This window comes from Saccharothrix luteola, from assembly GCF_020859565.1.
Lineage (GTDB): Bacteria > Actinomycetota > Actinomycetes > Mycobacteriales > Pseudonocardiaceae > Actinosynnema > Actinosynnema luteola.
In genome coordinates this window covers 1-26,168 of the sequence record NZ_JAJHUO010000040.1, presented here as the reverse complement: position 1 = coordinate 26,168, position 26,168 = coordinate 1, and the positions used below count along the sequence as shown (strand labels likewise).

Genomic DNA, 26,168 nt, shown 5'->3' with positions numbered 1-26,168 from the left:
TGCACCGCAAACCAACCGCGTCAACCGCGCGGCCGGAAGATGGTCACCACCACCCGCAGCCCGAGCAGCACGCTGATGACCAGCAGGTTGTAGCCGAACACCTGGAACAGTGAGAGGTCCGGACCGACCCGCGGCCCGCCGTCCGCGCCCAGCAGCAGCACCGCCATCACGCCCGCCGTCGCGCCCAGCACCGTCAGCATCACCTGGTGCAGCAGCGAGACGATGAACTGCCGGTCGCGCTCGTCAGCGAACAACCGCATGCTCAGCCCCAGCCGACCCTGCTCCAACGCGCTGGAGATCCGGTCCGCCCGCCGCGGCAGGCGCCGCAGCATGGGCATCATCGCGTGCAGCTCCTCGGTCACGGTGCGCTTCAGCGACTCCGGCGTGAGGTGCGCGCTGAACTGCTTGTCCGCGAACGAGCGCGACTCGACCACGATGTTGAACCCCGGCGACAGCGCGGCCAGCGTGCCCTCCACCGTGGCCAGCGCCCGGAACACCGCCGCGATCTCCGGCGGGATGCTCAGCCCGTACCGGTAGACCAGCTTGAACAGGTCGCCGAACATCTCCACGTCCGGCCGCATCCCCGTGCTGAGGTGCCGGGCCATGAACTGCCCGAGCGCGCGTTCCAGCTGCTGCTCGTCGATCTCGTCCGGCCGGGCCACCAGCTCCAGCAGCGCGTCGCGCAGGCCGGCCGGGTCGCCGTGGTCGATGGCCAGCAGCAGCTTGCCCAGCGCCGCGCGCAGCTGCGCGTCGATCCGGCCGACCGAGCCGAAGTCCAGCAGGCCGAGCCTGCCGTCACCCAGCAGCATGATGTTGCCGGGGTGCGGGTCGGCGTGGAAGACGCCGTCGAGCATCACCTGGCGCAGCAGCGCGTCCAACAGCGTCCGGGCCAGCGCGTCGCGGTCCACCGCCTCCAGCGACGCCGACCGCACGGGCACGCCGTCCAGCCGCTGCATGACCAGCACGCGTGCCGTGCAGAGGTCCTCGTGCACGGCGGGCAGCACCACGCCGGCGCCGTCGGACGCCGCCCGCACGGCCGCCAGGTTGCGCGCCTCGACCCGGAAGTCCAGCTCCTCGCGCAACGCGGCGGAGAACCCGGCGGCCAGGTCGCGCACGCCGATCGCCTTGCCCCACCGCGTCTTGTCGTGCAACGTCGACGCGAGCCGGTTCACGATGTCCAGGTCGCCCTCGGCGACCCGCCGCACGGCCGGCCGCTGCACCTTCACCACCACGTCCTCGCCGGACCGCAACCGCGCCCGGTGCACCTGCGCGACCGACGCGGCGGCGATCGGCCGCTCGTCGAACTCGGCGAACACGTCCTCCGGCGGCCGGCCCAGCTCGGCCACCAGCACCTCGCGCACGGCCGGCCACGGCGCGGCGGGCACCTTGTCCTGCAACAGCGTCAGCTCGTCGACCACGTCCGGCGGCAGCAGGTCCGGCCGCGTGGACAGCACCTGGCCGAGCTTGACGAACGTGACGCCGCCCTCCTCCAGCGCCAGCCGCAGCGACCGGGCCAGCCGGGTGTCGGTGCGCTCCCGGCCGCGCAGGTACGGCCCCAGGCCGTGGCGGAACGCGATCGCGGTGATCCGGGAGTAGCGGCGGGTGCGCGCGACCCGCCCGCGCAGCGCGCGCCACCACTCGGTGGGCGGCGGGATCGACCCGGTCGGCACGACGATCTCGGCGAACGTGAGCAGCGCGATCATCATCAGCAGCGCGACGCCGATCTGCACGGTCGCCAGCGCGGGCGTGGTCTCCGGGCCCGGCATCGCGTTGAGCGCGGCCTCGCTCGCCGACAGGCCGACCATGCACGCGAGCGCGGTGCGGACGAGCCCGACGTGGAGCCCGAGGATGCGGCGAGCGGCCAGCGCCATGCCGAGCACCAGGGACAGGAACGTCACCGGAACGGCGACCGTGTACAGCAGGAAATCACCCATACGTCTTCCCCCAAGCGGTTCGCGCGGAGGATAGAACGGGCTGACTGAGACGGTCCGTGTCGAGGAGCAGAGCTCCGATCACTCGGATGGCTCAGGGAGGTGGTCACCCGGTAGTGGTCTGGGCTGGGCCGTGCGGCGACCTCGTTTCACGCATGTGAAGAAGGTTGACGATCCGGTCTTCGAGTCCCTACGGTCGCCGGAGAGGTCCGAGGACCTTGGCAGGATCCCGTGGAGGGCCACGACTTCGGCGGCGGTGTCGCGGGCCCTCCACGGGCATCCGCCCGGGTTCGGCCCGGGTCGCGCCGGGTCAGAAGTCGAACACCGGACCCGTCTGCGCGCGCATCACGCACGGGTTCGGGAACTCCGCCTCGAACGACCGCCTCTCGCCGCGCCACGTGCCGGACGCCGTGACGCGCACCGGGTCGTGCTCCAGCGTGCACAGGCCCTCGCCGGTCGACAGGCCGTCGATCTGACCGTCCACACCGGACAGCGCGAGGCACGCCTCGTCCGCCCTGGGGTGCAGGCCGCCGGCGGGTTCGCAGGTCAGGTTGGACAACAGGATCGATTCGCCGCGCTGCACGCCGAGCACGAAGCTCGACTCCGGTGTGGCGAACGAGGGGATGAGCGCGGCGATCGCCGCGAACAACGGGAGTGGTGCCATGCTCCACAGGGTGGCGGCCGATTACCGCTCACTCCAGGCATCTCACCGGATCGTGTGGTTTCCGCCAAGATCGAACCGGGTCGGCCGCCCTGCCCCGGACGTGGCTGTGATGGTGTGACGTGGCTCACGGTCGAGGTGGGTTGTGCACCGGTGCGGGCCAGGGTGGGTGAATGGCTTCCGAGGTGCGCAGGGTGGCGCTCGCCAGTTCCGCCGGCAACGCCGTGGAGTTGTACGACTTCCTGCTCTACGGCACCGCGTCCGCGCTGGTGTTCGACAAGCTGTTCTTCCCCTCCTTCGACCCGCGCATCGGCACGCTGCTGGCGTTCGCCACGTTCGGCGCGGGTTTCCTGGCCCGGCCGCTCGGCGGGGTGGTGATCGGTCACTTCGGCGACCGCATCGGGCGGCGGTCGATGCTGGTGCTGACGTTGACGGCGACCGGCCTGTGCACGGCGGCGATCGGGCTGCTGCCGACGTATGCCTCGATCGGGCTGGCCGCGCCGTTGCTGCTGGTCCTGCTGCGGGTGGTGCAGGGGTTCTTCCTGGGCGGCGAGCAGGGCGGCGCGACGTTGATGGCGGTCGAGCACGCGCCGGCCGGGCGGACCGGGTGGTACGGCAGCTGGACGTTCCTCGGGTCGCCGATCGGGTTGCTGCTGGCCAACGGCGCGATGGCGGCGTCGACCGCGGTGTCCGGCGACGCGTTCCTGAGCTGGGGCTGGCGGTTGCCGTTCCTGGCGAGCCTGGTGCTGGTGGGCGTCGGGCTCTACGTGCGGCTGTCGGTCGAGGAGAGCCCGGTGTTCCGCGAGGCGCGGGAGAAGGCGGGCGCGGTGCGGCTGCCGGTGGCCGCGGTGCTGCGCGAGTCGTGGCGGAAGGTGCTGCTCGGGGCCGGGGTGAACCTCGGGTTCAACATGTTCATCTTCGTGGTGGCGACGTTCGCGGTGTCGTACGGGACGCGTCAGCTGGGGATGGCGCGGGGGACGTTGTTGACCGCCGGGTTGATCGGGGCGTTCGCGCAGGCGTTGGCGATCCTGGTGTTCGCGCGGCTGTCCGACCGGGTGGGGCGGTTGCCCGTGATGCTCGGTGGGGCGGTGTTCCTGGGCGTGTTCGCGTTCCCGTTGTTCTGGCTGGTGGAGACGCGGTCGCCGGGGTTGGTGGTGCTGGCGATGGTGGTGGCGTTCTCCGGTTCGGCGGCGGTGTTCGGCCCGATGCCCGCTTACTACGCCGAGCTGTTCGGCACGCGGGTGCGGTACAGCGGGGTGTCGTTGAGCTACCAGCTGGGCGCCGTGCTGGGTGGCGGCCTGTCGCCCGTGATCGCGACGTGGCTCCTCGGCGTGACCCCGACCCACGCCTCGTGGCCGATCTCGCTCTACCTGATCGCGGGCGCCGTGATCAGCGCCCTCTCCCTCCTCGCCATCGGCGAAACCCTCCGCCGCACGACCCCCTGATCCGGGCGTGTCGAACCTTCAGGTCCCGCGTGTCGAACGCTCAGGCCCCGCGTGTCCTACGTTCCGGTACCCCGAGTTCAACGCTCAGGACAGGCAGCCGTGTTCTGAGCGTTGAACTCGGGTGTTCTGAACGTAGGACACGGTGGTCCTGAGTGTTCGACACGCGGGCGCTGAGCGTTCGACACGCGGGCGCTGAAGGTTCGACACGCGGACGTCGGGTGGCAAGGCAACCTAGGCGAGTGGGACGACCTCACCCGAACGCGCCGACGCGAACGCCGCCTCGACGACCTCGAGCCCGGCGACCGCGTCCGCCACCGGAACGGGGGCCTGGCCGGCGGCGACGGCCGCGTAGAAGTCCTGGTACGCCCCCGGCTCCGTGCGCACCGGCTCCGCGCCGAGCACGCCCCACTGCTCCACCGCGTCCTCGCCCCACCCCTCCCCGCCGGGCACCTCGCCCGCCTTCAACGCCTCCTCCTGCGGGTCCATCCCGTACTTCACGTACGCCGACCGGTCGCCCAGGACCCGGAACCGCGGCCCCGACGACGCCGCCAACGCCGACGCCCACAGGTGCGACACCGCGCCGGACGGGTGGGTCAACGCCAAGAACGCGTCGTCGTGCGCACGCGCACCCGCCCGCAACGTCCGCACTTCCGCGTACACGCTCGTCGGACGCCCGAACAACGCCACCGCCTGGTCCACCAGGTGCGTGCCCAGGTCGAACACGATGCTGCCGAGGTCGGCCGGGTCGCCGGACTCCTTCCAGCTCCCCTTCACCTCCGGCCGCCACCGCTCGAACCGCGACTCGAACCGGTGCACCCGCCCCAGCGCGCCCTCGCCGACCAGCCGCGCCACGGTGCGGAAGTCGCCGTCCCAGCGCCGGTTGTGGAACGGCGCCAGCAGCGACCCGCGCGCCGCCGCCAGGTCGGCCAGCTCCCGCGCCTCGGCGGCCGACGGCGCGAACGGCTTGTCCACCACCACGTTCAGCCCGTGCTCCAACGCGGCACGGGCGTGCGCGGCGTGGAACCGGTTCGGCGTGGTCACCACGACCAGGTCGAACTCGTCCGCCCGCCGCCACACCTCGTCCACCGACGCGATCAGCTCGGCCTCCGGGTAGCGGGACGACACCTCCGCCTGCCGTTCCGGGTTCCCGGTGACGACGGCGGCCAGCGCCAAGCCGGGCGTGGTGGACAGGAACGGTGCGTGGAAGGCGGCTCCGCCGAGCCCGTACCCGATCAGTGCGGTGCGCATGACCCGAACCCTAAGCGTCCCAAGACCTGGACGCCCTGTCGTGGACCGTCACCCAGCGCTACGTTCAGCCCATGATCCCGCTCGTGACCCGTCGGCACGTGGACTACGTGCGCGTCACCGGCATGGCCTGTCACCGCGGCTGATCGAGCCCGCGAACCGAGCACGCCCGGTGTCTTCGGCGTGCCCGTAGAACGAGACAGGAGCCCACCCGCATGTCCTGGTCCTTCGACACCAAGCAGGTCCACTCCGGCGCCGCGCCAGACCCCGCGACGGGCGCGCGTGCCACCCCGATCTACCAGACCACCTCGTACGTGTTCCGGGACTCCGCGCACGGCGAGGCGCTGTTCAGCCTGGCCGAGCCGGGCAACATCTACACCCGCATCAACAACCCCACCCAGGACGTGCTGGAGCAGCGGGTCGCCGCGCTGGAAGGCGGCGTGGCGGCGGTGGCGTTCGCGTCCGGGCAGGCCGCCGAGACCGCCGCGGTGCTCAACCTGGCCCGCGCGGGCGACCACCTGGTGTCCAGCGCGTCCCTCTACGGCGGCACGTACAACCTGTTCCACTACACGCTGCCCAAGCTGGGCATCGAGGTGTCCTTCGTGGACGACCCGGACGACCTGGACGCGTGGCGCGCCGCCGTGCGGCCGAACACCAAGCTGCTCTTCGCCGAGTCGCTGGCCAACCCGCGCAGCAACGTGCTGGACATCGCGGCGGTCGCCGAGGTGGCGCACGCGGCCGGTGTGCCGCTGGTGGTGGACAACACCGTGCCCACGCCGTACCTGGTGCGCCCGATCGAGCACGGCGCGGACATCGTGGTCCACTCGGCCACGAAGTACCTGGGCGGGCACGGCACCGCGGTCGCCGGCATCGTGGTGGACGGCGGCACGTTCGAGTACTCCGACGCGGCGAAGTTCCCGGACTTCACCGAGCCCGACCCCAGCTACCACGGCCTGCGGTACTGGCCCGCGCTCGGGCACGGCGCGTTCGCCGCGAAGCTGCGGGTGCAGGGCCTGCGCGACACCGGCGCCGCCATCGCGCCGCTGACCAGCTTCCTGATCCTCCAGGGCATCGAGACGCTGTCGTTGCGCATCGACAGGCACTCGGCGAACGCCCTGGAGCTGGCCCGGTGGCTGGAGGCGCGCGACGAGGTCGAGAAGGTGCACTACGCGGGCCTTCCGTCGAGCCCGTGGCACGACTTGGCGCGGAAGTACCTGCCGACGGGCACGGGCGGCGTGGTGTCGTTCGAGCTGCGTGGCGGCGTGGCGGCGGGCCGCGCGTTCGTGGACGGCGTGGAGCTGTTCAGCCAGTTGGTGAACATCGGCGACGTCCGCAGCCTGATCGTGCACCCGGCCAGCACCACGCACAGCCAGCTCTCCCCCGAGCAGCAGGTGGTGTCCGGCGTCACGCCGGGCCTCGTGCGGCTGTCGGTGGGCATCGAGGGCGTGGAGGACCTCAAGGCCGACCTGGAGGCGGGCTTCCGCGCCGCCAAGTCGGTGCTGTGAGCCGCGAGTCCACTACCGGGAAGACCCCTCCCGCCGCCGGCGGGTGGCGGGAGGGGGACCCGAACGGGCGACGGCGGTGGTTCCGCGGCGCGCTGCCCGGCCTGCCGCTGTCGATCGCCTACGAGACCTGGGGCGAGCTGAACGCGGAACGCTCGAACGCCGTGCTGGTGCTGCACGCGCTGACCGGCGACAGCCACGTGGCGGGCCCCGCCGGACCGGGCCACCCCACGCCGGGCTGGTGGGACGGCCTGGTCGGCCCGGGGCGCGCGCTGGACCCCGAGCGCTGGTTCGTGGTCGCGCCGAACGTGCTGGGCGGCTGCCAGGGCACCACAGGCCCGTGGGCGACCGCCCCGGACGGCAGGCCGTGGGGCCCGCGGTTCCCCCGGATCACGGTGCGCGACCAGGTGGCGGCCGAGGTGCTGCTGGCCGACGCGCTGGGTGTCGACGCGTGGGCCGCCGTTCTGGGCGGTTCCATGGGCGGGATGCGGGCGTTGGAGTGGGCGGTGTCCGAGCCGGACCGCGTGCGGTCGCTGCTCGTGCTGGCCGCGCCCGCGGCCTCCACGGCCGAGCACATCGCGCTGGCGTCCGCCCAGCTGCACGCCATCCGGCTCGACCCGGTCGGCGGCCTCGGCGTGGCGCGTCGGATCGCGCACATCAGCTACCGCAGCGAGTCCGAGCTGGTCGCCCGGTTCGGCCGCGAGGTGCGCGCGGACGGCCGGTACCAGGTGGAGTCCTACCTGGACCACCAAGCGGCCAAGCTGGTCCGCCGGTTCGACCCGGCCAGCTACGTCACCCTCACCGAGGCCATGAACAGCCACGACGTCGGCCGCGGCCGGGGCGGGGTGCGGGCCGCGCTGCGCCGCGTCACGGCCCGCGCCGTCGTGATCGGGATCGACTCCGACCGCCTCTACCCGCTGCGGCAGCAGGCCGAGGTCGCCGACGGCCTGCCCGGTGCCGGCGAGCTGCGCGTGGTGACCTCGCCCCACGGCCACGACGCGTTCCTCATCGAGGTCGACCAGGTGTCGAAGCTGGTCTCGGAACTGCTCGGGACCGGCTAGCACCTGACCGCGGTGCGGGTGAACCCCCGGTCGGCCCGCGGGATGCCGCTGCGGTTCGACGAGGCCTGAATGACCACCCGATCGGGCCTACTCCTCGAGCGCGCTCGCGATCCAGGGCGACACGGGCAGCTCGCGCAGGCCGCACTCCACGGCCAGCTTCACCGTCCACCGCAGGGCCTGGAGCACCACCGTGGCCAGCTCCTGCGGCTGCCCGTTGGCCAGCGCGATCTCGATCTGCTCGGCCGCCGCCTCCTGGTCGCCGTGCACCTCGGCGAGCAGCGTGCGGATCGCGGTGCGGACCGGCGGGTCGGCGTCGTCGATCGGCACCTCCTGCCCGTCCTCGTCGAAGACCTGCATCTTCACCGGGGTCGCGCCGCCCGAGCCGAGGGCGGCGACCATGGCGCTGCACTCGGAGAACAGCAGGAGGACCAGCTCCCGGATCTCCTCGTTGCCCTCGGGCGAGCCGCTGAGGTACCCGGTGACGAGGTCGACCGCGACCGCGTCCTCCCCGACCTTGGCCGCGGTCAGGGCTTCACCGGCCACGGCCTGGAGCCGCGACCAGCGATCCGGATCTTGCTGCGGGTGCATTCAGCCATCTTCCAACACGGAGTAGGGGCGCACAGCTCTGCATATTGCCTACCCGGTGGTGTTCGCCCGCCGCAACGGCTTGTCCGGTGCGCCGCCTCTCCGGTATGGGCGCGTCGTACCGGGGTATGACAGACCGTGGTGGCATGTGTCGGCGCGACCTGCCGCATAGCATCGGGGCCGTGATCCGCACTCTCCTCCAGGTCGTGCTGTTCCGCGACCGCTCGCGGGTCTTCGACGGCTTCCGCTTCCGCCACCCGCTGACGGCGTTGGTGCTGCTCCACGGCTTGATCATCGCGATCGGGGTGAGCTCCGACTACGTCACGCGGGAGGAACCGGACGGCTGGTGGCCGCTGCTGTTCGCGATCGTCGCCGGCAGCACCGCGCTGACCCTGCGCTCCACGCTCGTGGCGTGGCGGCTGGCCACGGCCGGTCTGGTGGCCATGCGGCTGCTGACGCCCTCGGAACCCGCGGCCCTGGGCGGCTGGCAGTGGTGGTGGTACGTGCCGGTGCTGCTGGCGGTCGCGACCGTGCACCGCGGCCGGGTCGTGCTGCTCGTGGCGTTGATCACGTCCGGCGTGGTGCTCTGGGTGGAGCGGTCGGGCGGGGCCCTGCCGACCATCGGCCTGCTGCTGCTGGTGCTCCTGCTCGGGTACGCGTTCGGCGCGCGCGGGCGGGCCGAGCGGCGGTTCCACGCCGAGCAGGACGAGAAGGCGGCGCTGGTCGAGCGCGCCCGGATCGCCCGCGAGATGCACGACGTGGTCGCGCACCACATGTCGCTGGTGGTGGTCCGGTGCGAGACCGCGCCCTACCGGATCGCGGACCTGCCCGAGGCGGGCAAGCAGGAGTTCGCCGAGCTCGGCGCGGCGGCCAGGGCCGCGATCACGGACATGCAGCAGCTGCTCGGCGTGCTGCGGGAGTCCGACCGGCGGGCCGACCGGACGCCGCAGCCGGGCTTGGCCGACATCCGGTCGCTGCACGCGGACGCGTCCGTCACCGACGCCGAGGTGCCGGGGGCCGTCGGGCTGACCGCGTACCGGATCGTGCAGGAGGCGCTCACGAACGCCGGTCGGCACGCCCCGGGCGCGACCACGTCGGTCACCGTCGACCTGGTGGACGACGAGCTGCGGGTCGTCGTGCGGAACACGGCGGGCGGGCCGTCGCTCGGTGGTGGCGGCGGGCACGGCCTGCGGGGCATGCGGGAACGGGTGGCGGTGCACGGCGGTTCGCTGACCGCCGAACCGACCGCGGACGGGGGGTTCGAAGTGCGGGCGACCGTGCCGGTGGGGCAGCGATGATCCGGGTGCTGGTCGCGGACGACCAGGAGATGGTGCGCGAGGGGTTCTCCGCGCTGCTGGACGCCCAGGCGGACATCAGCGTGGTCGGGTCGGCCGGCGACGGCGTCGCCGCCGTCAGCGAGGTCCGCAGGCTGCGGCCGGACGTGGTGCTGATGGACGTGCGGATGCCGGAGATGGACGGGCTGACCGCGACCAGGCTGCTGGCCGACGACCCGGTCAAGGTGCTCGTGCTGACCACGTTCGACCTGGACGACTACGTCTACGAGGCGTTGCGGGCCGGTGCGAGCGGGTTCCTGCTCAAGCACGCGCCCGCGAGCGAGCTGCTGGCCGCGGTGCGGGTGGTGGCGCGGGGCGAGGCGTTGCTGGCCCCGTCGGTGACCAAGCGGCTCATCGAGGACTTCGTGAAGGCGCAGCCGGTGCGGGTGGTGAAGCCCGCCGCGCTGACCGCGTTGACCGAGCGGGAGACCGAGGTGCTGCGGCTGATCGCGCAGGGCCTGTCCAACGGCGAGATCGCCGCGCACCTGGTGCTGGCCGAGCAGACGGTGAAGACGCACGTGAGCCGGGTGTTGATGAAGCTCGGCCTGCGCGACCGGGCGCAAGCCGTGATCGCGGCCTACGAGTCCGGTCTCGTGGTACCCGGGTAGGGCCTCCGGAACGGCACCGCGGGGTGACGATCCGAGGGGCGTGGCCTTCCTAGTTTCGGCACCATGCCGAAGAAGATCGCGTTGGTGGCCGCGCTGCTGGTCCTGGCGGTGCCGGGTGGCGACCCGCCGCCGTTCACGCCCAGGGTCGAGGTGCGCGGCGACCTCGCCCGGGCCGCGCACGTCGCGGTCGTCGTGCCGGGGTCCGATGTGGACGACGGGCGGTTCGACGACACGGTCGGGCGGATGGCGCGCGACCTGCACGCGTCCGTCGGGCGGGACGACGTCGCGGTGGTCGCGTGGCTGGGGTACCGGACGCCGTCCGGGCTCGGGGTGGACGCGGCCGGCGGCCGGTTGGCACGGGCGGGCGCGGTCGCGCTGGACGAGTACGTGCGGACGTTGCCGGGGCACGTGCACCTGATGTGCCACAGCTACGGGTCGGTGGTGTGCGGGCTGGCCCAGCCGCCCGTCGACGACGTGGTGCTCCTCGGGTCACCCGGCGTGCGGGTGGACTCGGTGACGTCCGGCGCGCGGGTGTGGGCGGCGCGCGGCGGACGGGACTGGACGCGGTGGGTGCCCTCCGTGCGGCTGGGGGACCTGGGGCACGGGGCGGACCCGGTCGCGCCGGCGTTCGGCGCGCGGGTGTTCGACGTCGGCGACATCGGCCACGACGAGTACTTCCGGCAGGGCACGGCGTCCTTGCGCGCCCTGGCCCGGATTGCGGTGGGGGAGACGCCATGACGCGACGGGACCCGGTGATCGACGCGACGCGCGCGATCGCCATCGTCGGGGTGGTGCTGGGGCACTGGCTGGTGACGGCCGTGGTGCTCACTGGTGAAGGGTTGGTGGTGGACAGCCCGCTGCGGTGGATGCCGGAGCTGGCGCCGCTGACGTGGGTGCTCCAGACGTTGGGGTTGTTCTTCTTCACCGGCGGGTTCGGCGCGGTGCGCTCGGGCGTGCCGTGGTGGTCGCGGGCGCGCAAGCTCGTGCTGCCGGTGGTGGTGCTGCTGGGCGCGTGGGCGGCGGTCCTGTTCGGACTGTCGCTGCGCGGGTTGCCGCAGCAGACCGTGATGACCGTCGGGTACCTCGTCGTCACGCCGTTGTGGTTCCTCGCCGTGTACGTGGTGCTGTCGGCGTTCACGCCGTTGCTGCGGCGGCTGGGGTGGTGGGGCGTGGTGATCCCGGTGGCGCTGGTGGCGGTGGACGTCGGCTGGGTGAACGTGGTCGCGGTGTGGTGGGCGCCGTGGCAGGTGGGTGTGCTCGTGGCCCAACGCGGGCAGCACCGCTCATGGGGTGCGGTGCTGTCGGTGGCCGGCGGGCCGGCGTTCGCGCTGCTGTTGGCCGCCGGGTACCCGGCGAGCGCGGTCGGTGTGCCGGGCGCGGCGGAGTCGAACCTGTCGCCGCCGTCGGCCGCCGCGCTGGCGTTGGCGCTGGCGCAGGTGGGGCTGGTGCTGCTGGTCCGGCCGTCGTTCCCGGCCCGGGGGCTGAACGCGCGGGCGCTGCCGATCTTCCTGGTGCACCAGAGCGCGTTGCTGGTGGTGACGTTGGCGGGATCGGTGTTCGGCTCGTTGCGCGGCCTGCACACGCCGCCGTCGGACGCCCTATGGGTGTTGGAACGCGGGACGTGGCTGCCGGTGTTCACCGGCGTGTGCCTGGTCCTGCTTCGGTACCGCCGCGGCCAGGGCGACGACGATCGTCGCGCCGTGCAGGACGACCATCGCGCCCGTGGGCTCCAGCACCAGCAGCGGCGGCACGCAGGCCAGCGCGGTGAGCAGCCAGGGACGGCGGCCGTGGCACGTGCCGGCGTGCGCGGTGTGCAGCAGGTACCAGCCCAGCAGCAGGTGGATCAGGTTCTGGAGCGGGTCGACCTTGAAGACGACCAGCGTGCCCGCCGCGCCCGCAAACCCGGTGACCACGAACCCGAGGACGCCGAGCACCCCGTAGCCCGCGCCGAGCGTGACCGCGAGCCGGGTGCGGTGGGTCTCGCGGGTGCGGCAGGGGCTGAGCGCGGCGTTGCGCTCGAAGCGGTGGAACACGGCCAGCACGGGCAGGAGCAGCAGCACCAGCACGGCCAGCCAGCGCGGCTTGGTGGCGACCCAGTCGAACGCGGCCGGCGAGTCGAGCAGGCCGAGCACCCCGATCACGGCGGCCAGCACGGTCAGGTAGCCGAGGTAGACCGTCATGGGCGTGGTCCGGGCGAACTCGACGACCCGCCACGGCCTGCTGCCGGCGAGCCAGGCCGTGACGCGGGGCTTGAGCAGCAGCACGACGCAGATCTGGGCGAGGCCGAGCACGAGCAGGCACACGGTGGGCGGGCTGAGGTTCGAGCTGCCCTCACCGGGCAGCGGCATCATCGTGCGCGGGTAGCCGCCGAACGTGATCAGCGCGAGTAGCGCCGGCACGGCGGCGACCGCGAGGGCGCCGAGCACCTTGCGCGAGACGCGGTGCAGGCTGCCGTCGGCGTAGTGGAAGCCGAGTTGTTGCAGCAGCAGCGCGCCCAGCACCAGGTTGAGGTAGCCGCCGGTGCGCCACGTGAAGCCGATGCGGGCGAGGTCGACCACGATCATGGCGGCGACCAGCGCGACGGGCGTGGCCAGGCGGGCGTTGCGGTGCAGCCAGGCCATGACCGGCGTGGCGGCGACCGCGACCAGGTACAGGCCGAGGAACCACAGCGGGTGCGCGATGAGCCGGCCGAACATCTCCACCCGCGACTTGTCCACGTCGAGCAGTTCGAGCGGCAGCGGCAGGACCAGCCAGGCCAGCACGAACGCCAGCACGGGTCGCAGCAGCCAGGAGATGCGCCCGGCCAGGTAGCGGCCGTAGCCGCCGTGGTCGGCCTGCACGGCGTGCCAGGCGGTGAGGTTGGCGTGGCCGCCCGCGAAGTAGAAGACCGGGATGGCCTGCAACGCCCAGGTGAGCAGCCACAGCCAGGTCGCGCTCACGCCTGCCCAGTGCAGGACGGTGATCACGGACTGGCCGATCACCACCAGGGCGAGCGCGCTCAGCCGCAGGAACGTGGCGTAGCGGTCGTGGGCCGCCCGTGGCCGGGGCGCGTCGACGGGTTCGTCCGGTCCCCGTTTGCGGGGCAGGCGGGCGAGCAGCAGGAACACCACGACGGCGCTGCCGAAGCCCCAGGCGAGGACGGGTTCGTGGCCGGGCGGCCCCCAGCGCTGCCGCCACGAGTTGAACTCCAGGCCCGCCGCGTAGAGCTGGGCGGTCGCGTGGCACTGGCCGGCGCGGCCGCGCGGGTTCACGTCGCACTGGGCGTGCATGTCGGCCGCGAGGCGGGCGTCGAGGGACTTGCGGGCCTCCTGGCCCAGCGGGCGGCCCTTGTGCTCGGCGTAGCGGAGCAGGTCGTAGCCCAGGTCGTGCGCCTTGCAGCCGGTGCCGAAGTCCCACTCGGTGTTGCCCGCCGGCCCGGAGCACCCGCCGTTCGGGTCGACGGCCCGGGTGGACCCGTCGGGCCCGACGACCACCACCGGCGCGCGGTTGGTCACCTCGCCGAAGTCGGCCGGGAACCCGACGAGCGGGTTCGCCGCGCCGGGGTGGGCCATCGCCTCGACGGCCCTCGCCGCCACCGCGACGTCACCTTCCAGCGGCGAGGTGTCGGTCGCGCCCGCCGGCCTGGACGCGATCACGCCGCACACGAACACGGCCAGCGCCACCAGCACGAACCTGAACCAGGAGGGCAGGCGGGCGAGCAACCGGAGCCCCGGCCACCCCCCGGTGGTCTTCACCGCCACGTCACCCATTGGCAGCCCAGCGTACGCGAGAGTCCTGCTCCCAGCCCGCGAGAGTCCTACGCTCAAAACGCGCGTGTCCCACGTTCAGGTCCCGCGTGTCCTACGTTCAGGACCCCCGAGTTCAACGCTCAGGACACGCGACCTGGGACTTCACGGCCGCACGGGAAGCGCGCCCGACAACGACGCCAACGCCATCTGCGAGAGCAGCGCCGCCATCTGGTCACGGTCCAGGTGCGCGCTGTGGGGCGTGGAGTTGATCAACCCGAAGACGGCGTGCGCCGCCGCACGGGCGGTCGGCTCGTCCACCTCCGGCGACGTCTTGCGGATCGTCTCCACCCACACCTCGACGTAACGCCGCTGGAGCGCCCTCACCCGCCGCCGGTCCGGGTCGGTCAGGTTCGCCAGGTTGCGGATCTGCACGGTGATCAACGCCGGGTCGTCCAACGCGAAGTCGACGTGCCACCGGATCAATTCCCGAAGCGCGTGCGCCGGGTCGCCCGAAGCGGCCACCCGGTTCTGCCCGCCGTCGAGCAACCGCTCGCTGATGGACGTCAGCATCTCGCCCAGCATCGCGTCCTTGCTGCGGAAGTGCCGGTACAGCGCCGGCCCGGAAATCCCCACCGCCGCACCGATGTCGTCGATGCCGACGCCGTGGAAGCCGTGCCGGGCGAACAGTTCGGCGGCGGCGGCCAGGATCTGGTCACGGCGGGTTTGCTTCGCTGGCTCGGCTGGCACGACGCCCATCTTAAACGGCCGGCCCCGTCCACGTAAACGGTCGTTAACCTGGCGGCCGGCGAACGATCACCGGCCGGTGGTCGAAACGCGTAGTTAACTCTTGACCCACTCTTTTTATATAGGACTACTTACTGGTAACCCTTGTTGTGCTCCGCATCACACCCTGCGTTGTTTCCCTCCGGGAGGCTCCGATGCGCCTTGTCCGAACCCTGTCCAGCGCGGCGCTGGCATTCGTCGCCGCGCTGGCACTCGTCGTGCCGGCCGAAGCGGCCGCCGCCAACTACGTCGCACTCGGCGACTCCTACTCGTCCGGAACGGGCACCGGCTCGTACTACAGCGACTCCGGCAGCTGCAAGCGCAGCCAGTACAGCTACCCGGCGCTCTGGGCGGCCTCGCACGCGCCCGCGTCGTTCAAGTTCGTGGCCTGCTCCGGCGCCAAGACCGGCGACGTGCTCGCCAACCAGGTCAGCGCGCTGACAGCCTCGACCTCCCTGGTCAGCATCTCGATCGGTGGGAACGACGCCGGCTTCACCGACGTGATCACCACGTGCACGTTCGGCTCCGACTCGACCTGCACCAACCGGGTCAACCAGGCCAAGGCCTACGCCACCGGCACGCTGCCCGGCCTGCTGGACAACGTCTACGCGCAGATCCGCACCCGCGCGCCGTCCGCCACGGTCGTCGTGCTCGGCTACCCGCGCCTGTACAAGGTGCCGGGCAGCTGCTCGGTCGGCCTGAGCGACACCAAGCGCGCGGCGATCAACTCCGCCGCCGACACCCTGCACCAGGTCATCTCCGCCCGGGCGGGCGCGAAGTCGTTCGCCTACCGCGACCTGCGCACCGCGTTCACCGGGCACGAGATCTGCTCGTCGGACTGGTGGCTGAACAGCCTGTCCTGGCCGGTGGAGGAGTCCTACCACCCGAACCGCAACGGCCAGCGCCTCGGCTACCTGCCGCAGCTCAACGCCGTCACCGGCTGACCCGACCCCGCATCACCCGGAGGGGGTCGCACCCGCGGCCCCCTCCGGCTTGTGAACGGGAGTTAACAAGCGCTAACATCTCCTCAGGTTAACGACGGATAACCGCGAGGAGTTCGATGGACGCCCCGGTGTTGCGCAGCACGGCCGACAAGTCGGCCGACGCCTTCCGGCGCTACCACGACGAGCACGCGCAGCTCGTGCACGAGCTGCGCGCCAAGCTCGGCCGAGCCGCCCTGGGCGGGCCTGAGAAGGCGCGGACCCGGCACGTCGAGCGCGGCAAGCTGCTGCCGCGCGACCGGGTCGACACGCTGCTCGACCCCGGTTCGCCGTTCCTCGAACTGTCGCCGCTGGCGGCGGACGGCATGTACGGCGACGAGGCGCCCGCCGCGGGCGTCATCACGGGCGTCGGCCGCGTGTCCGGCCGCGAGGTCGTGGTCGTCGCCAACGACGCCACCGTCAAGGGCGGCACCTACTACCCGCTGACGGTGAAGAAGCACCTGCGCGCTCAAGAGGTGGCGTTGCAGAACCACCTGCCGTGCGTCTACCTGGTGGACTCCGGCGGCGCGTTCCTGCCGAAGCAGGACGAGGTGTTCCCGGACCGCGAGCACTTCGGCCGGATCTTCTTCAACCAGGCCACCATGTCCGCCCGCGGCATACCGCAGGTCGCCGCCGTGCTCGGCTCGTGCACCGCGGGCGGCGCGTACGTGCCCGCCATGTCGGACGAGGCGGTGATCGTGCGCGGCCAGGGCACGATCTTCCTCGGCGGCCCGCCGCTGGTGAAGGCGGCTACCGGCGAGGTCGTCACGGCCGAGGAGCTGGGCGGCGGCGAACTGCACTCGCGCACCTCCGGCGTCACCGACCACCTCGCGGAGGACGACGCGCACGCGTTGCGGATCGTGCGCTCGATCGTCAGCACGCTGGGTCCGCGCGCGCCGCGCCCGTGGCAGGTCGAGCCGACCGTCGAGCCCGCCGTCGACCCCGCCGAGCTGTACGGCGTCGTGCCGACGGACAGCCGCACGCCCTACGACGTGCGCGAGGTGATCGCCCGCGTCGTGGACGGCAGCCGGTTCCACGAGTTCAAGAAGGAGTACGGCGCGACGCTGGTCACCGGGTTCGCCCGGATCCACGGCCACCCGGTCGGCATCGTGGCCAACAACGGCGTGCTGTTCGGCGAGTCGGCGTTGAAGGGCGCGCACTTCATCCAGCTGTGCGACCAGCGCGGCGTGCCGCTGGTGTTCCTGCAGAACATCAGCGGGTTCATGGTCGGCCGCGAGTACGAGGCGGCGGGCATCGCCAAGCACGGCGCGAAGATGGTGACGGCGGTGGCGTGCGCGCGGGTGCCGAAGTTCACCGTGGTCATCGGCGGGTCGTTCGGCGCGGGGAACTACTCCATGTGCGGTCGGGCCTACTCGCCCCGGTTCCTGTGGATGTGGCCCAACGCCCGGATCTCGGTGATGGGCGGCGAGCAGGCGGCCTCGGTGCTGGCGACGGTGCGGCGCGACCAGCTCGGCGACGGGTGGTCGGCCGAGGACGAGGAGGCGTTCAAGGCGCCGATCCGGCAGCAGTACGAGGACCAGGGCAACCCGTACTACTCCACGGCCCGGCTCTGGGACGACGGCGTGATCGACCCGCTCGACACGCGGATGGTGCTCGGCCTGGCCCTGTCCACGGCGGCGAACGCCCCGATCGAGCCGGTTTCCTACGGCGTCTTCCGGATGTGATGGCGATGTTCGACTCTGTGCTGATCGCCAACCGCGGCGAGATCGCGGTGCGCGTGATCCGCGCGTTGCGGCGGTTCGGGATCCGTTCGGTGGCGGTGTTCAGCGATGCCGACGCCGACGCGCTGCACGTGCGGATGGCCGACGTGGCGGTCCGGATCGGGCCCGCGTCGGCGCGCGAGAGCTACCTGTCGGTCGAGCGGATCGTCGAGGCGGCGCTCTCGACGGGCGCGCAGGCCGTGCACCCCGGGTACGGGTTCCTCGCCGAGAACGCGGAGTTCGCGCGGGCGTGCGAGAAGGCCGGGCTGGTGTTCATCGGGCCGCCCGCGGACGCGATCGAGGCGATGGGCGACAAGATCCGCGCCAAGCTGACCGTCGCGGCGGCGGGCGTGCCGGTGGTGCCGGGGCGGACCGAGGTCGGGATGACCGACGACGACCTGGTCGAGGCGGCGGGCGAGATCGGCTTCCCGGTGCTGCTCAAGCCGTCCGCCGGTGGTGGCGGCAAGGGCATGCGGCTGGTGGAGGCGGCCGACGGGCTGCGGGACGCCATCGAGTCGGCGCGGCGGGAGGCGCGCGGGTCGTTCGGCGACGACGCGCTGCTGATCGAGCGGTTCGTCGGCAACCCGCGGCACGTCGAGATCCAGGTGCTGGCCGACGCGCACGGCGGCGTGGCGCACCTCGGCGAGCGCGAGTGCAGCTTGCAGCGGCGGCACCAGAAGATCATCGAGGAGGCGCCGTCGCCGATGGTCTCGCCGGAGCTGCGGGAGGCCATGGGCACCGCGGCGGTCGAGGCGGCGAAGGCCGTCGGGTACGTCGGCGCGGGCACGGTCGAGTTCATCGTGGACGGCGCGTCCGGCGACTACTTCTTCATGGAGATGAACACCCGGCTCCAGGTCGAGCACCCGGTGACCGAACTGGCGACCGGAGTCGACCTGGTCGAGTGGCAGTTGCGAGTGGCTTCGGGTGAACCGCTCGCGCTCGGTGACGTCACGCTGTCGCGGCACGCCGTCGAGGCCCGGGTGTACGCCGAGGACCCGGCACGCGGGTTCCTGCCGACCGGCGGCACGGTGCTGGCGCTGCACGAGCCGTCCGACGTGCGGGTGGACTCGGCGTTGCGGGTCGGCTTGACCGTCGGCAGCGACTACGACCCGATGCTGGCCAAGGTGATCGCGCACGGTGCGACGCGGGAGGAGGCGTTGCGCCGGCTGGACTCCGCGCTGGGGCGGATGGTGCTGCTGGGCGTGACGACGAACATCCCGTTCCTGCGGGCGTTGCTGGCCGACCCGGACGTGCGCGCGGGTGCGCTGGACACCGGGTTGGTCGAGCGCAGGCTGGAGTCGTTGACGCGCCACGACGTGCCGGACGAGGTGCTGGCGGCGGCGGCGTTGGAACGGCAGCTCGCGACGCGCGGCGACGACCCTTGGGAGCGGTCCGGCGGGTGGCGGGTCGGCGAGCACGCGTGGACGAAGTGGCTGATCGACGGGGTCGAGGTCCGGGTCCGCGGCGACGAGGTGTCCGTCGACGGCCGGGAACCGCTGCGGCTCGCGGCGCACGTCGAGGGCACGTGGCTCGTGGTCGGCGGTCGGCGGTACGCGATGGCCCGCGAGGGCGACGTGCTGTGGCTCGGCGCGGACGGGCGCGCGTGGGCGTTGACCGAGACCCTGCCGTCGGAGGTCGCCGCGTCGTCGGCGGCGGGCAGCGGCGGGCCGGTGACCAGCCCGATGCCCGGCACGGTGCTCGTGGCGCGGGTCGCGCCGGGCGAGCGCGTGACGGCCGGCCAGGCGTTGTTCGTGGTCGAAGCGATGAAGATGGAGCACACCGTCACGTCACCCGTGGCAGGCGTGCTCGCCGAAGTGCACGTCCGGGCGGGCCAACAGGTCGCGCTGGACCAAACCCTTGCCGTCGTCGTGCCCCACGAGGAGTGAACGATGTTGGACTTCCGCCTTGACGAGGACTACGAGGCGCTGCGCAAGACCGTCGAGGAGTTCGCCCGCGAGGAGGTCGCGCCGGTCATCGGCGGGTTCTACGAGCGCGAGGAGTTCCCCTACGAGGTCGTCGCCAAGATGGGGCGGATGGGGCTGTTCGGGCTGCCGTTCCCGGAGGAGTTCGGCGGGATGGGCGGCGACTACTTCGCGTTGTGCCTGGCGTTGGAGGAGCTGGCGCGGGTCGACTCCTCGGTGGCGATCACGCTGGAGGCGGGCGTCTCGCTGGGGACCATGCCGGTGTTCCGGTTCGGTTCGGCCGAGCAGAAGGCGGCCTGGCTGCCCCGGTTGTGCAGCGGCGAGGTGCTCGGCTCGTTCGGGCTCACCGAGCCCGGCAGCGGGTCGGACGCGGGCGCGCTGCGGACCACCGCGCGGGTCGACGGCGACGAGTGGGTGATCAACGGCACCAAGGCGTTCATCACGAACTCGGGCACGGACGTCACCGGTCTGGTGACGGTGGCGGCGGTGACCGGGCGGCGGGAGGACGGCCGTCCGGAGATCTCCGCGATCATCGTGCCGTCGGGCACGCCGGGGTTCTCGGTGTCGCGCAAGTACTCCAAGGTCGGGTGGAACGCGTCGGACACGCGTGAGCTGTCGTTCCAGGACTGCCGCGTGCCGTTGGGGAACCTGGTCGGCGAGCGCGGGCGCGGGTACGCGCAGTTCCTGCAGACGTTGGACGAGGGTCGGGTGGCGATCGCGGCGATCGGCGTCGGCCTGGCGCAGGGGTGCGTGGACGAGTCGCTGAAGTACGCGGGGGAGCGCGAGGCGTTCGGCCACAAGATCGGCGAGTACCAGGCCATCCAGTTCAAGATCGCCGAGATGGAGGCGCGCACGCACACCGCGCGGCTGGCGTACTACCAGGCGGCGGCGAAGATGCTGCGCGGCGAGCCGTTCAAGCGCGAGGCGGCGATCGCGAAGCTGGTGTCGTCGGAGGCGGCGATGGACAACGCGCGCCAGGCGACGCAGATCTTCGGCGGGTACGGGTTCATGAACGAGTACCCGGTCGGCCGCTTCTACCGGGACGCGAAGATCCTGGAGATCGGCGAGGGCACCAGCGAGGTGCAGAAGATGCTGATCGCCCGCGAACTGGGCCTGACCCGCTCCGCCTGACCTCACAAACGCGCGTGTCGAACCTTCAGGTCCGGCGTGTCGAACCTTCAGGACCCCCGAGTTCTACGTTCAGGTCGGCGACCGGCCGTCCCGAATGGAGAACTCGGGGGTCCTGAGCGTTCGACACGCGGGACCTGAGCGTTCGACACGCGGGACCTGAGCGTTCGACACGCGGGACCTGAGCGTTCGACACGCGGGTCCTGAAGGTTCGACACGCGGGACCTGAGTGTTCGACACGCGCGGGGGTTAGAAGTGGCCGTGGCGGCCTTCGCCCGATTGGAAGCGGCGCAGGCCCTTCTCCACCTCGGTCAGCGAGATCCGGCCGTGCTCCAGTTCGACCGCCAGGGCGGTCTCCTCCGGCAACCCCTCCTGCTCCAGCAACGACAGCCGGTCCTCCCGCAGGCACACCTGCGGGAACGAGGCCAGTTCCAGGGCCAGGGCCTCCGCGGCCGAACGGGAGGTGCCCGTCGGCACCACGCGGTTGACCAGGCCGATGGCCAGGGCCTCGTCGGCGAGGACCGGGCGACCCGTCAGCACCAGGTCCATCGCCCGCGACGCGCCGATCAACCGGGGCAACCGCACCGTCCCGCCGTCCACCAGCGGCACGCCCCACCGCCGCGAGAACACCCCGAACACGGCATCGGCGTCCGCCACCCGCAGGTCGCACCACAGCGCCAGCTCCAGCCCGCCCGCCACCGCGTGCCCGGACACCGCCGCGATCACCGGCTTCGACAGCCGCAACCGCGTCGGACCCATCGGCCCGGACGGCGACTCCGCGTCGTTGCCCCGAGGAGTGCCCAACGCCTTCAGATCCGCGCCCGAGCAGAACGTGCCGCCCTCACCGTGCAGCACGGCCACCGCCGCGGTCGGGTCCTCGTCGAACTCGCGGAACACCTCGGTCAACGTGTGCGCGGTCGGCCCGTCCACCGCGTTGCGCACGGCGGGCCGGTCCAGCAGGACGGTGAACACCGGTCCCGACCGCTCAACCCGGACGGCGCTCACAGTTTCGGCAACCCCCGTTCCACGATCGCACCGAAGTCGACACCGCGCGGCAGCGTGCCGAACGCCACGCCCCAGTCGCCGGACAGCCGCGACGCGCAGAACGCGTCCGCCACCGCCGGGTGCCCGTACCGCACCAGCAGCGCGCCCTGCAACGCCAACGCCATCCGCTCCACCAGCCTGCGCGCCCGCACCTCCAGGTCGGCCACGTCGGTCAGCTCGTCCTTGAGCCCGTCGACCGCCGCGTCCAGCCGCCGGTCGGCGCCGCGCGCCGCGTCCAACTCGCCGAAGAACTCCGCCACCGCCTCCGGCGAACGCCCGAGCGCGCGCAGCGCGTCCAGCGCCGCCACGTTGCCCGAACCCTCCCAGATGGACATCAACGGCGACTCGCGGAACAGCCGCGGCATCCCCGAGTCCTCGATGTACCCGTTGCCGCCCAAGCACTCCAACGCCTCGGCGGCGTGCGCGGGAGCCCGCTTGCACACCCAGTACTTGCTCACCGCGAGCCCCAGCCTGCTCCGGTTGCCGGCCAGCCACAACGCCACCGTGGTCGCCGCCTCCGACTCGACCGCCAGGTCCGCCAGCACGTTGCGCATCGCGGGCTGGTCGACCAGGTACGCGCCGAACGCCTTGCGGTGCGCCGCGTGGTGCGTGGCCTGCGTCAGACCCAGCCGCATGCCGGACGCCGACCCGAGCACGCAGTCCAGCCGGGTCATGTTGACCATTTCGATGATGGTCCGCACGCCCCGGCCCTCCTCGCCGACCAGCCACCCGACCGCGCCGTCGTACTCCAGCTCCGCGGACGCGTTCGACTTGTTGCCGAGCTTGTCCTTGAGCCGCTGGAGGAACATCGCGTTGCGGGTGCCGTCGGGCAGCACGCGCGGCAGCACGAAGCACGACAGGCCGCCCGGCGCCTGCGCCAGGGTCAGGAACAGGTCCGACATCGGCGCGGACGTGAACCACTTGTGCCCGGTCAGCAGGTAGTGGTCACCGACGGGCACGGCGCGCGTGGTGTTCGCGCGCACGTCCGAGCCGCCCTGCTTCTCGGTCATCGACATGCCCGCGATGAGGCCCCGCTTGGACGACGGCGACCGCAGCCCGAAGTCGTACTCCCGCGACGCCAGCAGCGGCTCGTACTGCTCGGCCAGCGCGGGCGTCGCGCGCAACGCGGGCACGGCCGCGTACGTCATCGAGATCGGGCAGCCGTGGCCCGCCTCGGCCTGGCTCCACACGTAGAACTTCGCCGCGCGGGCCACGTGCGCGCCCGGCCGGTCGTCCCGCCACGGCGCCGCGTGCAGGCCGTTGGCGACCGCCGTGCCCATCAGCTCGTGCCAGGCGGGGTGGAACTCGACCTCGTCGACCCGGTGCCCGTACCGGTCGTGGGTGTGCAGCACGGGTGGGTGCCCGTTGGCCAGCCGGCCCAGGTCCTGGACGTGCGGCGTGCCCGCGAGCACGCCGAGCGCGCGCACCTCGGGTTCGGCCCACTCCGCGCCGCCGCGCCGCAGGCCGTCCAGCAACGCCGGGTCGGCGGAGACGTCGTGCCCTTCCAGCGGCGGGACCTGGTTGGTCACCTCATGAGTGGCGTGGGTCATAACCGCCTAGCGTACTACCCGTCGGTAACTTGGAGGGGTGTGAAATTTGGGGGTGCTGATCAAGCTCCGGCGGCCTAACGTCGGTGCCGTGACGGATCACCGGCAGGGTCAGGAGACCGACCACGAGCGGGCCGTGGCCGCGTTGCGCGGCCAGTACGCGGCGATCCCGGCAGGCGCGCCGGTGCGCCTGGCCAAGTCGACGTCGAACCTCTTCCGGTTCCGCGCCGACCAGTCCGGCGGCCTCGACGTGGCCCGGTTCAACCGGGTCCTGTCGGTGGACGCCGCCGCGCGGACCGCGCAGGTCCAGGGCATGACGACCTACGAGCAGCTGGTCGACGCCACCCTGCCGCACGGCCTCGTGCCGCTGGTCGTGCCGCAGCTCAAGACGATCACGCTGGGCGGCGCCGTGGCGGGTCTGGGCATCGAGTCCAGCTCGTTCCGCAACGGCCTGCCGCACGAGTCCGTGCGCGAGCTGGAAGTGATGACCGGTGACGGCGAGGTCGTCACCACGCACCCCGGGGACGACCTCCACGGCGGCCTCTTCCACGGGTTCCCGAACTCCTACGGCACGCTCGGCTACACCCTGAGGCTGGAGATCGAGCTGGAGCCGGTGAAGCCGTACGTGCGGCTGCGGCACGTGCCGTTCGCGGACGCGGCCGAGTGCGCCCGGATGCTCGCCGAGGTCTGCGCCGACGGCTCCTACCAGGGCGAACCGGTCGACTTCGTCGACGGGACGGTGTTCTCGGGTGGCGAGCAGTACGTGACGCTGGCGAACTGGTCCGCCACCGCGCCGTTCACCTCGGACTACACGGGCAACCAGATCTACTACCGGTCCATCCAGCGGCGCCGCGTCGACTACCTCACCGTGCGCGACTACCTGTGGCGGTGGGACACCGACTGGTTCTGGTGCTCACGCGCGTTCGGGGTGCAGCACCCGGTCGTGCGGCGGCTCGTGCCCAAGAGGTACCTGCGCTCGGACGTGTACCGCAAGGTGGTGGCGTGGGACCGGCGGCACAAGCTGTCCGACCGGTTGAGCAAGGCGGTGCAGGAGCCGGTGATCCAGGACGTGGAGATCCCGGTGGACCGGCTCGCCGAGTTCCTGGACTTCTTCCACCGGGAGATCGGCATCAGCCCGGTGTGGCTGTGCCCGGTGCGGCTGAGGGCCCGCCAGGACGGCAGCCGCACGGTCTGGCCGCTGTACCCGATGGACCCGGACGTGCTGTACGTCAACGTCGGCTTCTGGTCGACGGTGTCGTTGCGGCCCGACGAGGAGCTGGGCAGCCGGAACCGGCTGATCGAGGACAAGGTCACCGAGCTGGGCGGGCACAAGTCCCTGTACTCCGACTCCTACTACGGCGAGGAGGAGTTCTGGGAGAACTACAACGGCCCGACGTACCAGGACCTGAAGAAGCGGTACGACCCGGCGGGCCGGCTGCCCGATTTGTACGCCAAGTGTGTTCTCCGTAGGTGAAGGGAGCCGGGGCCAATGCGGTTGGCGGAGGTGTTCCAGCGGGCGGTCGGAGGTGGCGCGTCCGTGCGGTTCAGCGCGTACGACGGCAGTCACGCGGGGCCGGCCGACGCGGGTGTGAGCATCGAGGTGCGCACACCGGAGGCGTTGTCGTACCTGGCGTCGGCGCCGGGTGAGCTGGGGCTGGCGCGCGCGTACGTGACCGGGCACCTGGAGATCATCGGTGACGTGTACGGGGCGTTGAAGCTGCTGTCCGAGATCTCGATGCGCGAGTTGCCCTGGGGCGAGCGGGTGGAGCTGCTGGCCACGCTCGGGCGCACCAGGCTGGGCACGAGGATCGAGGTGCCGCCGCAGGAGCGCCGGCTGCGCGGCCTGCGGCACTCCAAGGCGCGCGACCGCGAGGCGATCGCGCACCACTACGACGTGTCGAACACGTTCTACGAGTGGGTCCTCGGACCGTCCATGGCGTACACGTGCGCCGTGTACCCGACCGCGGAGTCCACCCTGGAGGAGGCGCAGTTCGCCAAGCACGACCTGGTGGCGCGCAAGCTCGGGCTGAAGCCGGGCATGCGGCTGCTGGACGTCGGCTGCGGCTGGGGCGGGATGGTCATGCACGCCGCGCGCGAGTACGGCGTGAAGGCGCTCGGCGTGACGTTGTCGCGCAACCAGGCGGAGTGGGCGCAGAAGGCCATCGTGGAGGCCGGGCTGTCCGACCTGGCCGAGGTGCGCTACCTCGACTACCGCGACGTGCGGGAGACCGGGTTCGACGCGGTCAGCTCGATCGGCCTGACCGAGCACATCGGCAAGGCCAAGCTGCCCGCGTACTTCCGGTCGTTGTACGGCAAGCTCAAGCCGGGCGGACGGCTGCTCAACCACTGCATCACCCGGCCGGACAACAAGCAGCCGGCGCGGACCGGCGGGTTCATCAACCGGTACGTGTTCCCGGACGGCGAGCTGGTCGGGCCGGGCCACCTCGTGTCGTTGATGCACGACACCGGGTTCGAGGTGCGGCACGAGGAGAACCTGCGCGAGCACTACGCCATGACGTTGGCGGGGTGGTGCGAGAACCTGGAGAAGCACTGGGACGACGCGGTGTCCGAGGTGGGGCTCGGCCGGGCGCGGGTGTGGCGGCTGTACCTGGCCGCGTCCCGGTTGGGCTTCGAGCGCAACAACATCCAGCTGCACCAGGTGCTGGGCGTGAAGCTGGACGGCACCACGTCGCACATGCCGCTGCGCCCGGAGTGGCTCGGCTGACGCAGCAGGCGGGGGGGGGGGGGCCCCCCCCCCCCCCCCCCCCCCCCCGCCGCTCCCACCCCCGCGCGAGTCCTACGTTCAGAACGCGTGTGTCCTAGAGCGTTATTCAGAAGTTGGTCACCAGCCGAGGCGGTAGTACTCGAGGCTGGTCACGATGCGGATGATCGCTGGGAGTTCGGTCAGGCGTGCGCGGTAGCCGGTGGCGAGGATCTTCCAGT

General features: G+C 72.1%; 20 protein-coding genes and 1 pseudogene. 13 read left to right on the top strand and 8 right to left on the bottom strand.

All coding sequences use genetic code 11. The annotated features are described in order from the left end of the window. Nucleotides 1-20: 20 nt before the first annotated feature. Nucleotides 21-1,934: an ABC1 kinase family protein gene (locus LNK82_RS40505; protein ID WP_230572174.1), complete on the bottom strand. Its 1,914-nt coding sequence runs from the start codon at nt 1,932-1,934 to the stop codon at nt 21-23. A 307-nt stretch (nt 1,935-2,241) separates the two neighbouring features. After that, a complete protein-coding gene (locus tag LNK82_RS40500) occupies nt 2,242-2,595 on the bottom strand; it encodes an SSI family serine proteinase inhibitor (RefSeq protein ID WP_230572173.1) in 354 nt (117 codons plus the stop codon). Nucleotides 2,596-2,765: 170 nt separating this feature from the next. On the opposite strand from LNK82_RS40500, the gene LNK82_RS40495 reads away from it, so the two are divergent. Beyond that, nucleotides 2,766-4,037 carry an MFS transporter gene (locus tag LNK82_RS40495; RefSeq protein WP_230572172.1) on the top strand — a complete coding sequence of 424 codons (1,272 nt, stop codon included), beginning with the start codon at nt 2,766-2,768 and terminating at the stop codon, nt 4,035-4,037. Between the two features lie 231 nt (nt 4,038-4,268). Here LNK82_RS40495 and LNK82_RS40490 read toward each other — a convergent pair whose 3' ends face one another. Continuing rightward, nucleotides 4,269-5,285, bottom strand: a complete 1,017-nt coding sequence (locus LNK82_RS40490) for a Gfo/Idh/MocA family protein (protein WP_230572171.1) — start codon at nt 5,283-5,285, stop codon at nt 4,269-4,271. 212 nt (nt 5,286-5,497) lie between these two features. Between LNK82_RS40490 and LNK82_RS40485 the strand changes: the two genes are divergently transcribed. Both LNK82_RS40485 and metX read left to right on the top strand, forming a co-directional pair. After that, a complete protein-coding gene (locus LNK82_RS40485) occupies nt 5,498-6,787 on the top strand; it encodes a bifunctional o-acetylhomoserine/o-acetylserine sulfhydrylase (protein ID WP_230572170.1) in 1,290 nt (429 codons plus the stop codon). After that, a complete protein-coding gene (gene metX / locus LNK82_RS40480; protein ID WP_230572169.1) occupies nt 6,784-7,845 on the top strand; it encodes a homoserine O-acetyltransferase MetX in 1,062 nt (353 codons plus the stop codon). The genes LNK82_RS40485 and metX overlap by 4 nt, the downstream gene beginning before the upstream one ends. Nucleotides 7,846-7,932: 87 nt before the next feature. Here the strand turns inward: metX and LNK82_RS40475 are convergent, their stop codons facing one another. Further along, nucleotides 7,933-8,433, bottom strand: coding sequence for a hypothetical protein (locus LNK82_RS40475; RefSeq protein ID WP_230572168.1), 501 nt, complete (start codon nt 8,431-8,433; stop codon nt 7,933-7,935). 179 nt (nt 8,434-8,612) lie between these two features. Between LNK82_RS40475 and LNK82_RS40470 the strand changes: the two genes are divergently transcribed. The 4 genes and pseudogenes from LNK82_RS40470 to LNK82_RS48525 form a co-directional block, all read left to right on the top strand. Continuing rightward, nucleotides 8,613-9,728, top strand: coding sequence for a sensor histidine kinase (locus LNK82_RS40470; RefSeq protein ID WP_230572167.1), 1,116 nt, complete (start codon nt 8,613-8,615; stop codon nt 9,726-9,728). Continuing rightward, a complete protein-coding gene (locus LNK82_RS40465) occupies nt 9,725-10,372 on the top strand; it encodes a response regulator (RefSeq protein WP_230572166.1) in 648 nt (215 codons plus the stop codon). Before LNK82_RS40470 ends, LNK82_RS40465 begins: the two co-directional genes overlap by 4 nt. Nucleotides 10,373-10,435: 63 nt before the next feature. Continuing rightward, on the top strand, nt 10,436-11,110 hold the full coding sequence (locus tag LNK82_RS40460; RefSeq protein WP_230572165.1) for an alpha/beta hydrolase: 675 nt from the start codon (nt 10,436-10,438) through the stop codon (nt 11,108-11,110). Beyond that, nucleotides 11,107-11,967, top strand: a pseudogene (locus tag LNK82_RS48525) (acyltransferase family protein); the annotation flags it as partial. The gene LNK82_RS40460 and the pseudogene LNK82_RS48525, both read left to right, overlap by 4 nt. A 3-nt stretch (nt 11,968-11,970) precedes the next feature. Here the strand turns inward: LNK82_RS48525 and LNK82_RS40455 are convergent. Both LNK82_RS40455 and LNK82_RS40450 read right to left on the bottom strand, forming a co-directional pair. After that, the gene (locus LNK82_RS40455) at nt 11,971-14,121 is read right to left on the bottom strand and encodes a phospholipase A2 (RefSeq protein ID WP_230572164.1); all 2,151 of its coding nucleotides are present in this window, start codon (nt 14,119-14,121) and stop codon (nt 11,971-11,973) included. Between the two features lie 141 nt (nt 14,122-14,262). Next, nucleotides 14,263-14,856 (bottom strand): SACE_7040 family transcriptional regulator, encoded by a 594-nt coding sequence (locus LNK82_RS40450; protein ID WP_372470780.1) that lies wholly within the window; start codon nt 14,854-14,856, stop codon nt 14,263-14,265. Between the two features lie 182 nt (nt 14,857-15,038). Here LNK82_RS40450 and LNK82_RS40445 point away from each other — a divergent pair, with 182 nt between their 5' ends. From LNK82_RS40445 to LNK82_RS40430, 4 genes are all read left to right on the top strand, one after another. After that, entirely contained in the window at nt 15,039-15,827 is a 789-nt protein-coding gene (locus LNK82_RS40445; RefSeq protein ID WP_230572162.1) for an SGNH/GDSL hydrolase family protein, read from the top strand. 116 nt (nt 15,828-15,943) lie between these two features. Beyond that, nucleotides 15,944-17,548, top strand: a complete 1,605-nt coding sequence (locus LNK82_RS40440) for a carboxyl transferase domain-containing protein (RefSeq protein WP_230572161.1) — start codon at nt 15,944-15,946, stop codon at nt 17,546-17,548. Between the two features lie 5 nt (nt 17,549-17,553). Continuing rightward, nucleotides 17,554-19,470 carry an acetyl/propionyl/methylcrotonyl-CoA carboxylase subunit alpha gene (locus LNK82_RS40435; RefSeq protein WP_308257476.1) on the top strand — a complete coding sequence of 639 codons (1,917 nt, stop codon included), beginning with the start codon at nt 17,554-17,556 and terminating at the stop codon, nt 19,468-19,470. 3 nt (nt 19,471-19,473) lie between these two features. Beyond that, nucleotides 19,474-20,637 (top strand): acyl-CoA dehydrogenase family protein, encoded by a 1,164-nt coding sequence (locus LNK82_RS40430; protein WP_230572159.1) that lies wholly within the window; start codon nt 19,474-19,476, stop codon nt 20,635-20,637. A gap of 246 nt (nt 20,638-20,883) precedes the next feature. Here the strand turns inward: LNK82_RS40430 and LNK82_RS40425 are convergent, their stop codons facing one another. After that, nucleotides 20,884-21,639, bottom strand: a complete 756-nt coding sequence (locus LNK82_RS40425; RefSeq protein ID WP_230572158.1) for a crotonase/enoyl-CoA hydratase family protein — start codon at nt 21,637-21,639, stop codon at nt 20,884-20,886. Next, complete coding sequence (locus LNK82_RS40420; RefSeq protein ID WP_230572157.1) at nt 21,636-23,228, bottom strand: acyl-CoA dehydrogenase family protein; 1,593 nt, start codon at nt 23,226-23,228, stop codon at nt 21,636-21,638. The genes LNK82_RS40425 and LNK82_RS40420 overlap by 4 nt, the downstream gene beginning before the upstream one ends. 88 nt (nt 23,229-23,316) lie before the next feature. On the opposite strand from LNK82_RS40420, the gene LNK82_RS40415 reads away from it, so the two are divergent. Further along, entirely contained in the window at nt 23,317-24,699 is a 1,383-nt protein-coding gene (locus LNK82_RS40415) for an FAD-binding oxidoreductase (protein ID WP_230572156.1), read from the top strand. A gap of 15 nt (nt 24,700-24,714) precedes the next feature. Next, entirely contained in the window at nt 24,715-25,950 is a 1,236-nt protein-coding gene (locus LNK82_RS40410) for a class I SAM-dependent methyltransferase (protein ID WP_230572155.1), read from the top strand. Nucleotides 25,951-26,168: the final 218 nt, after the last annotated feature.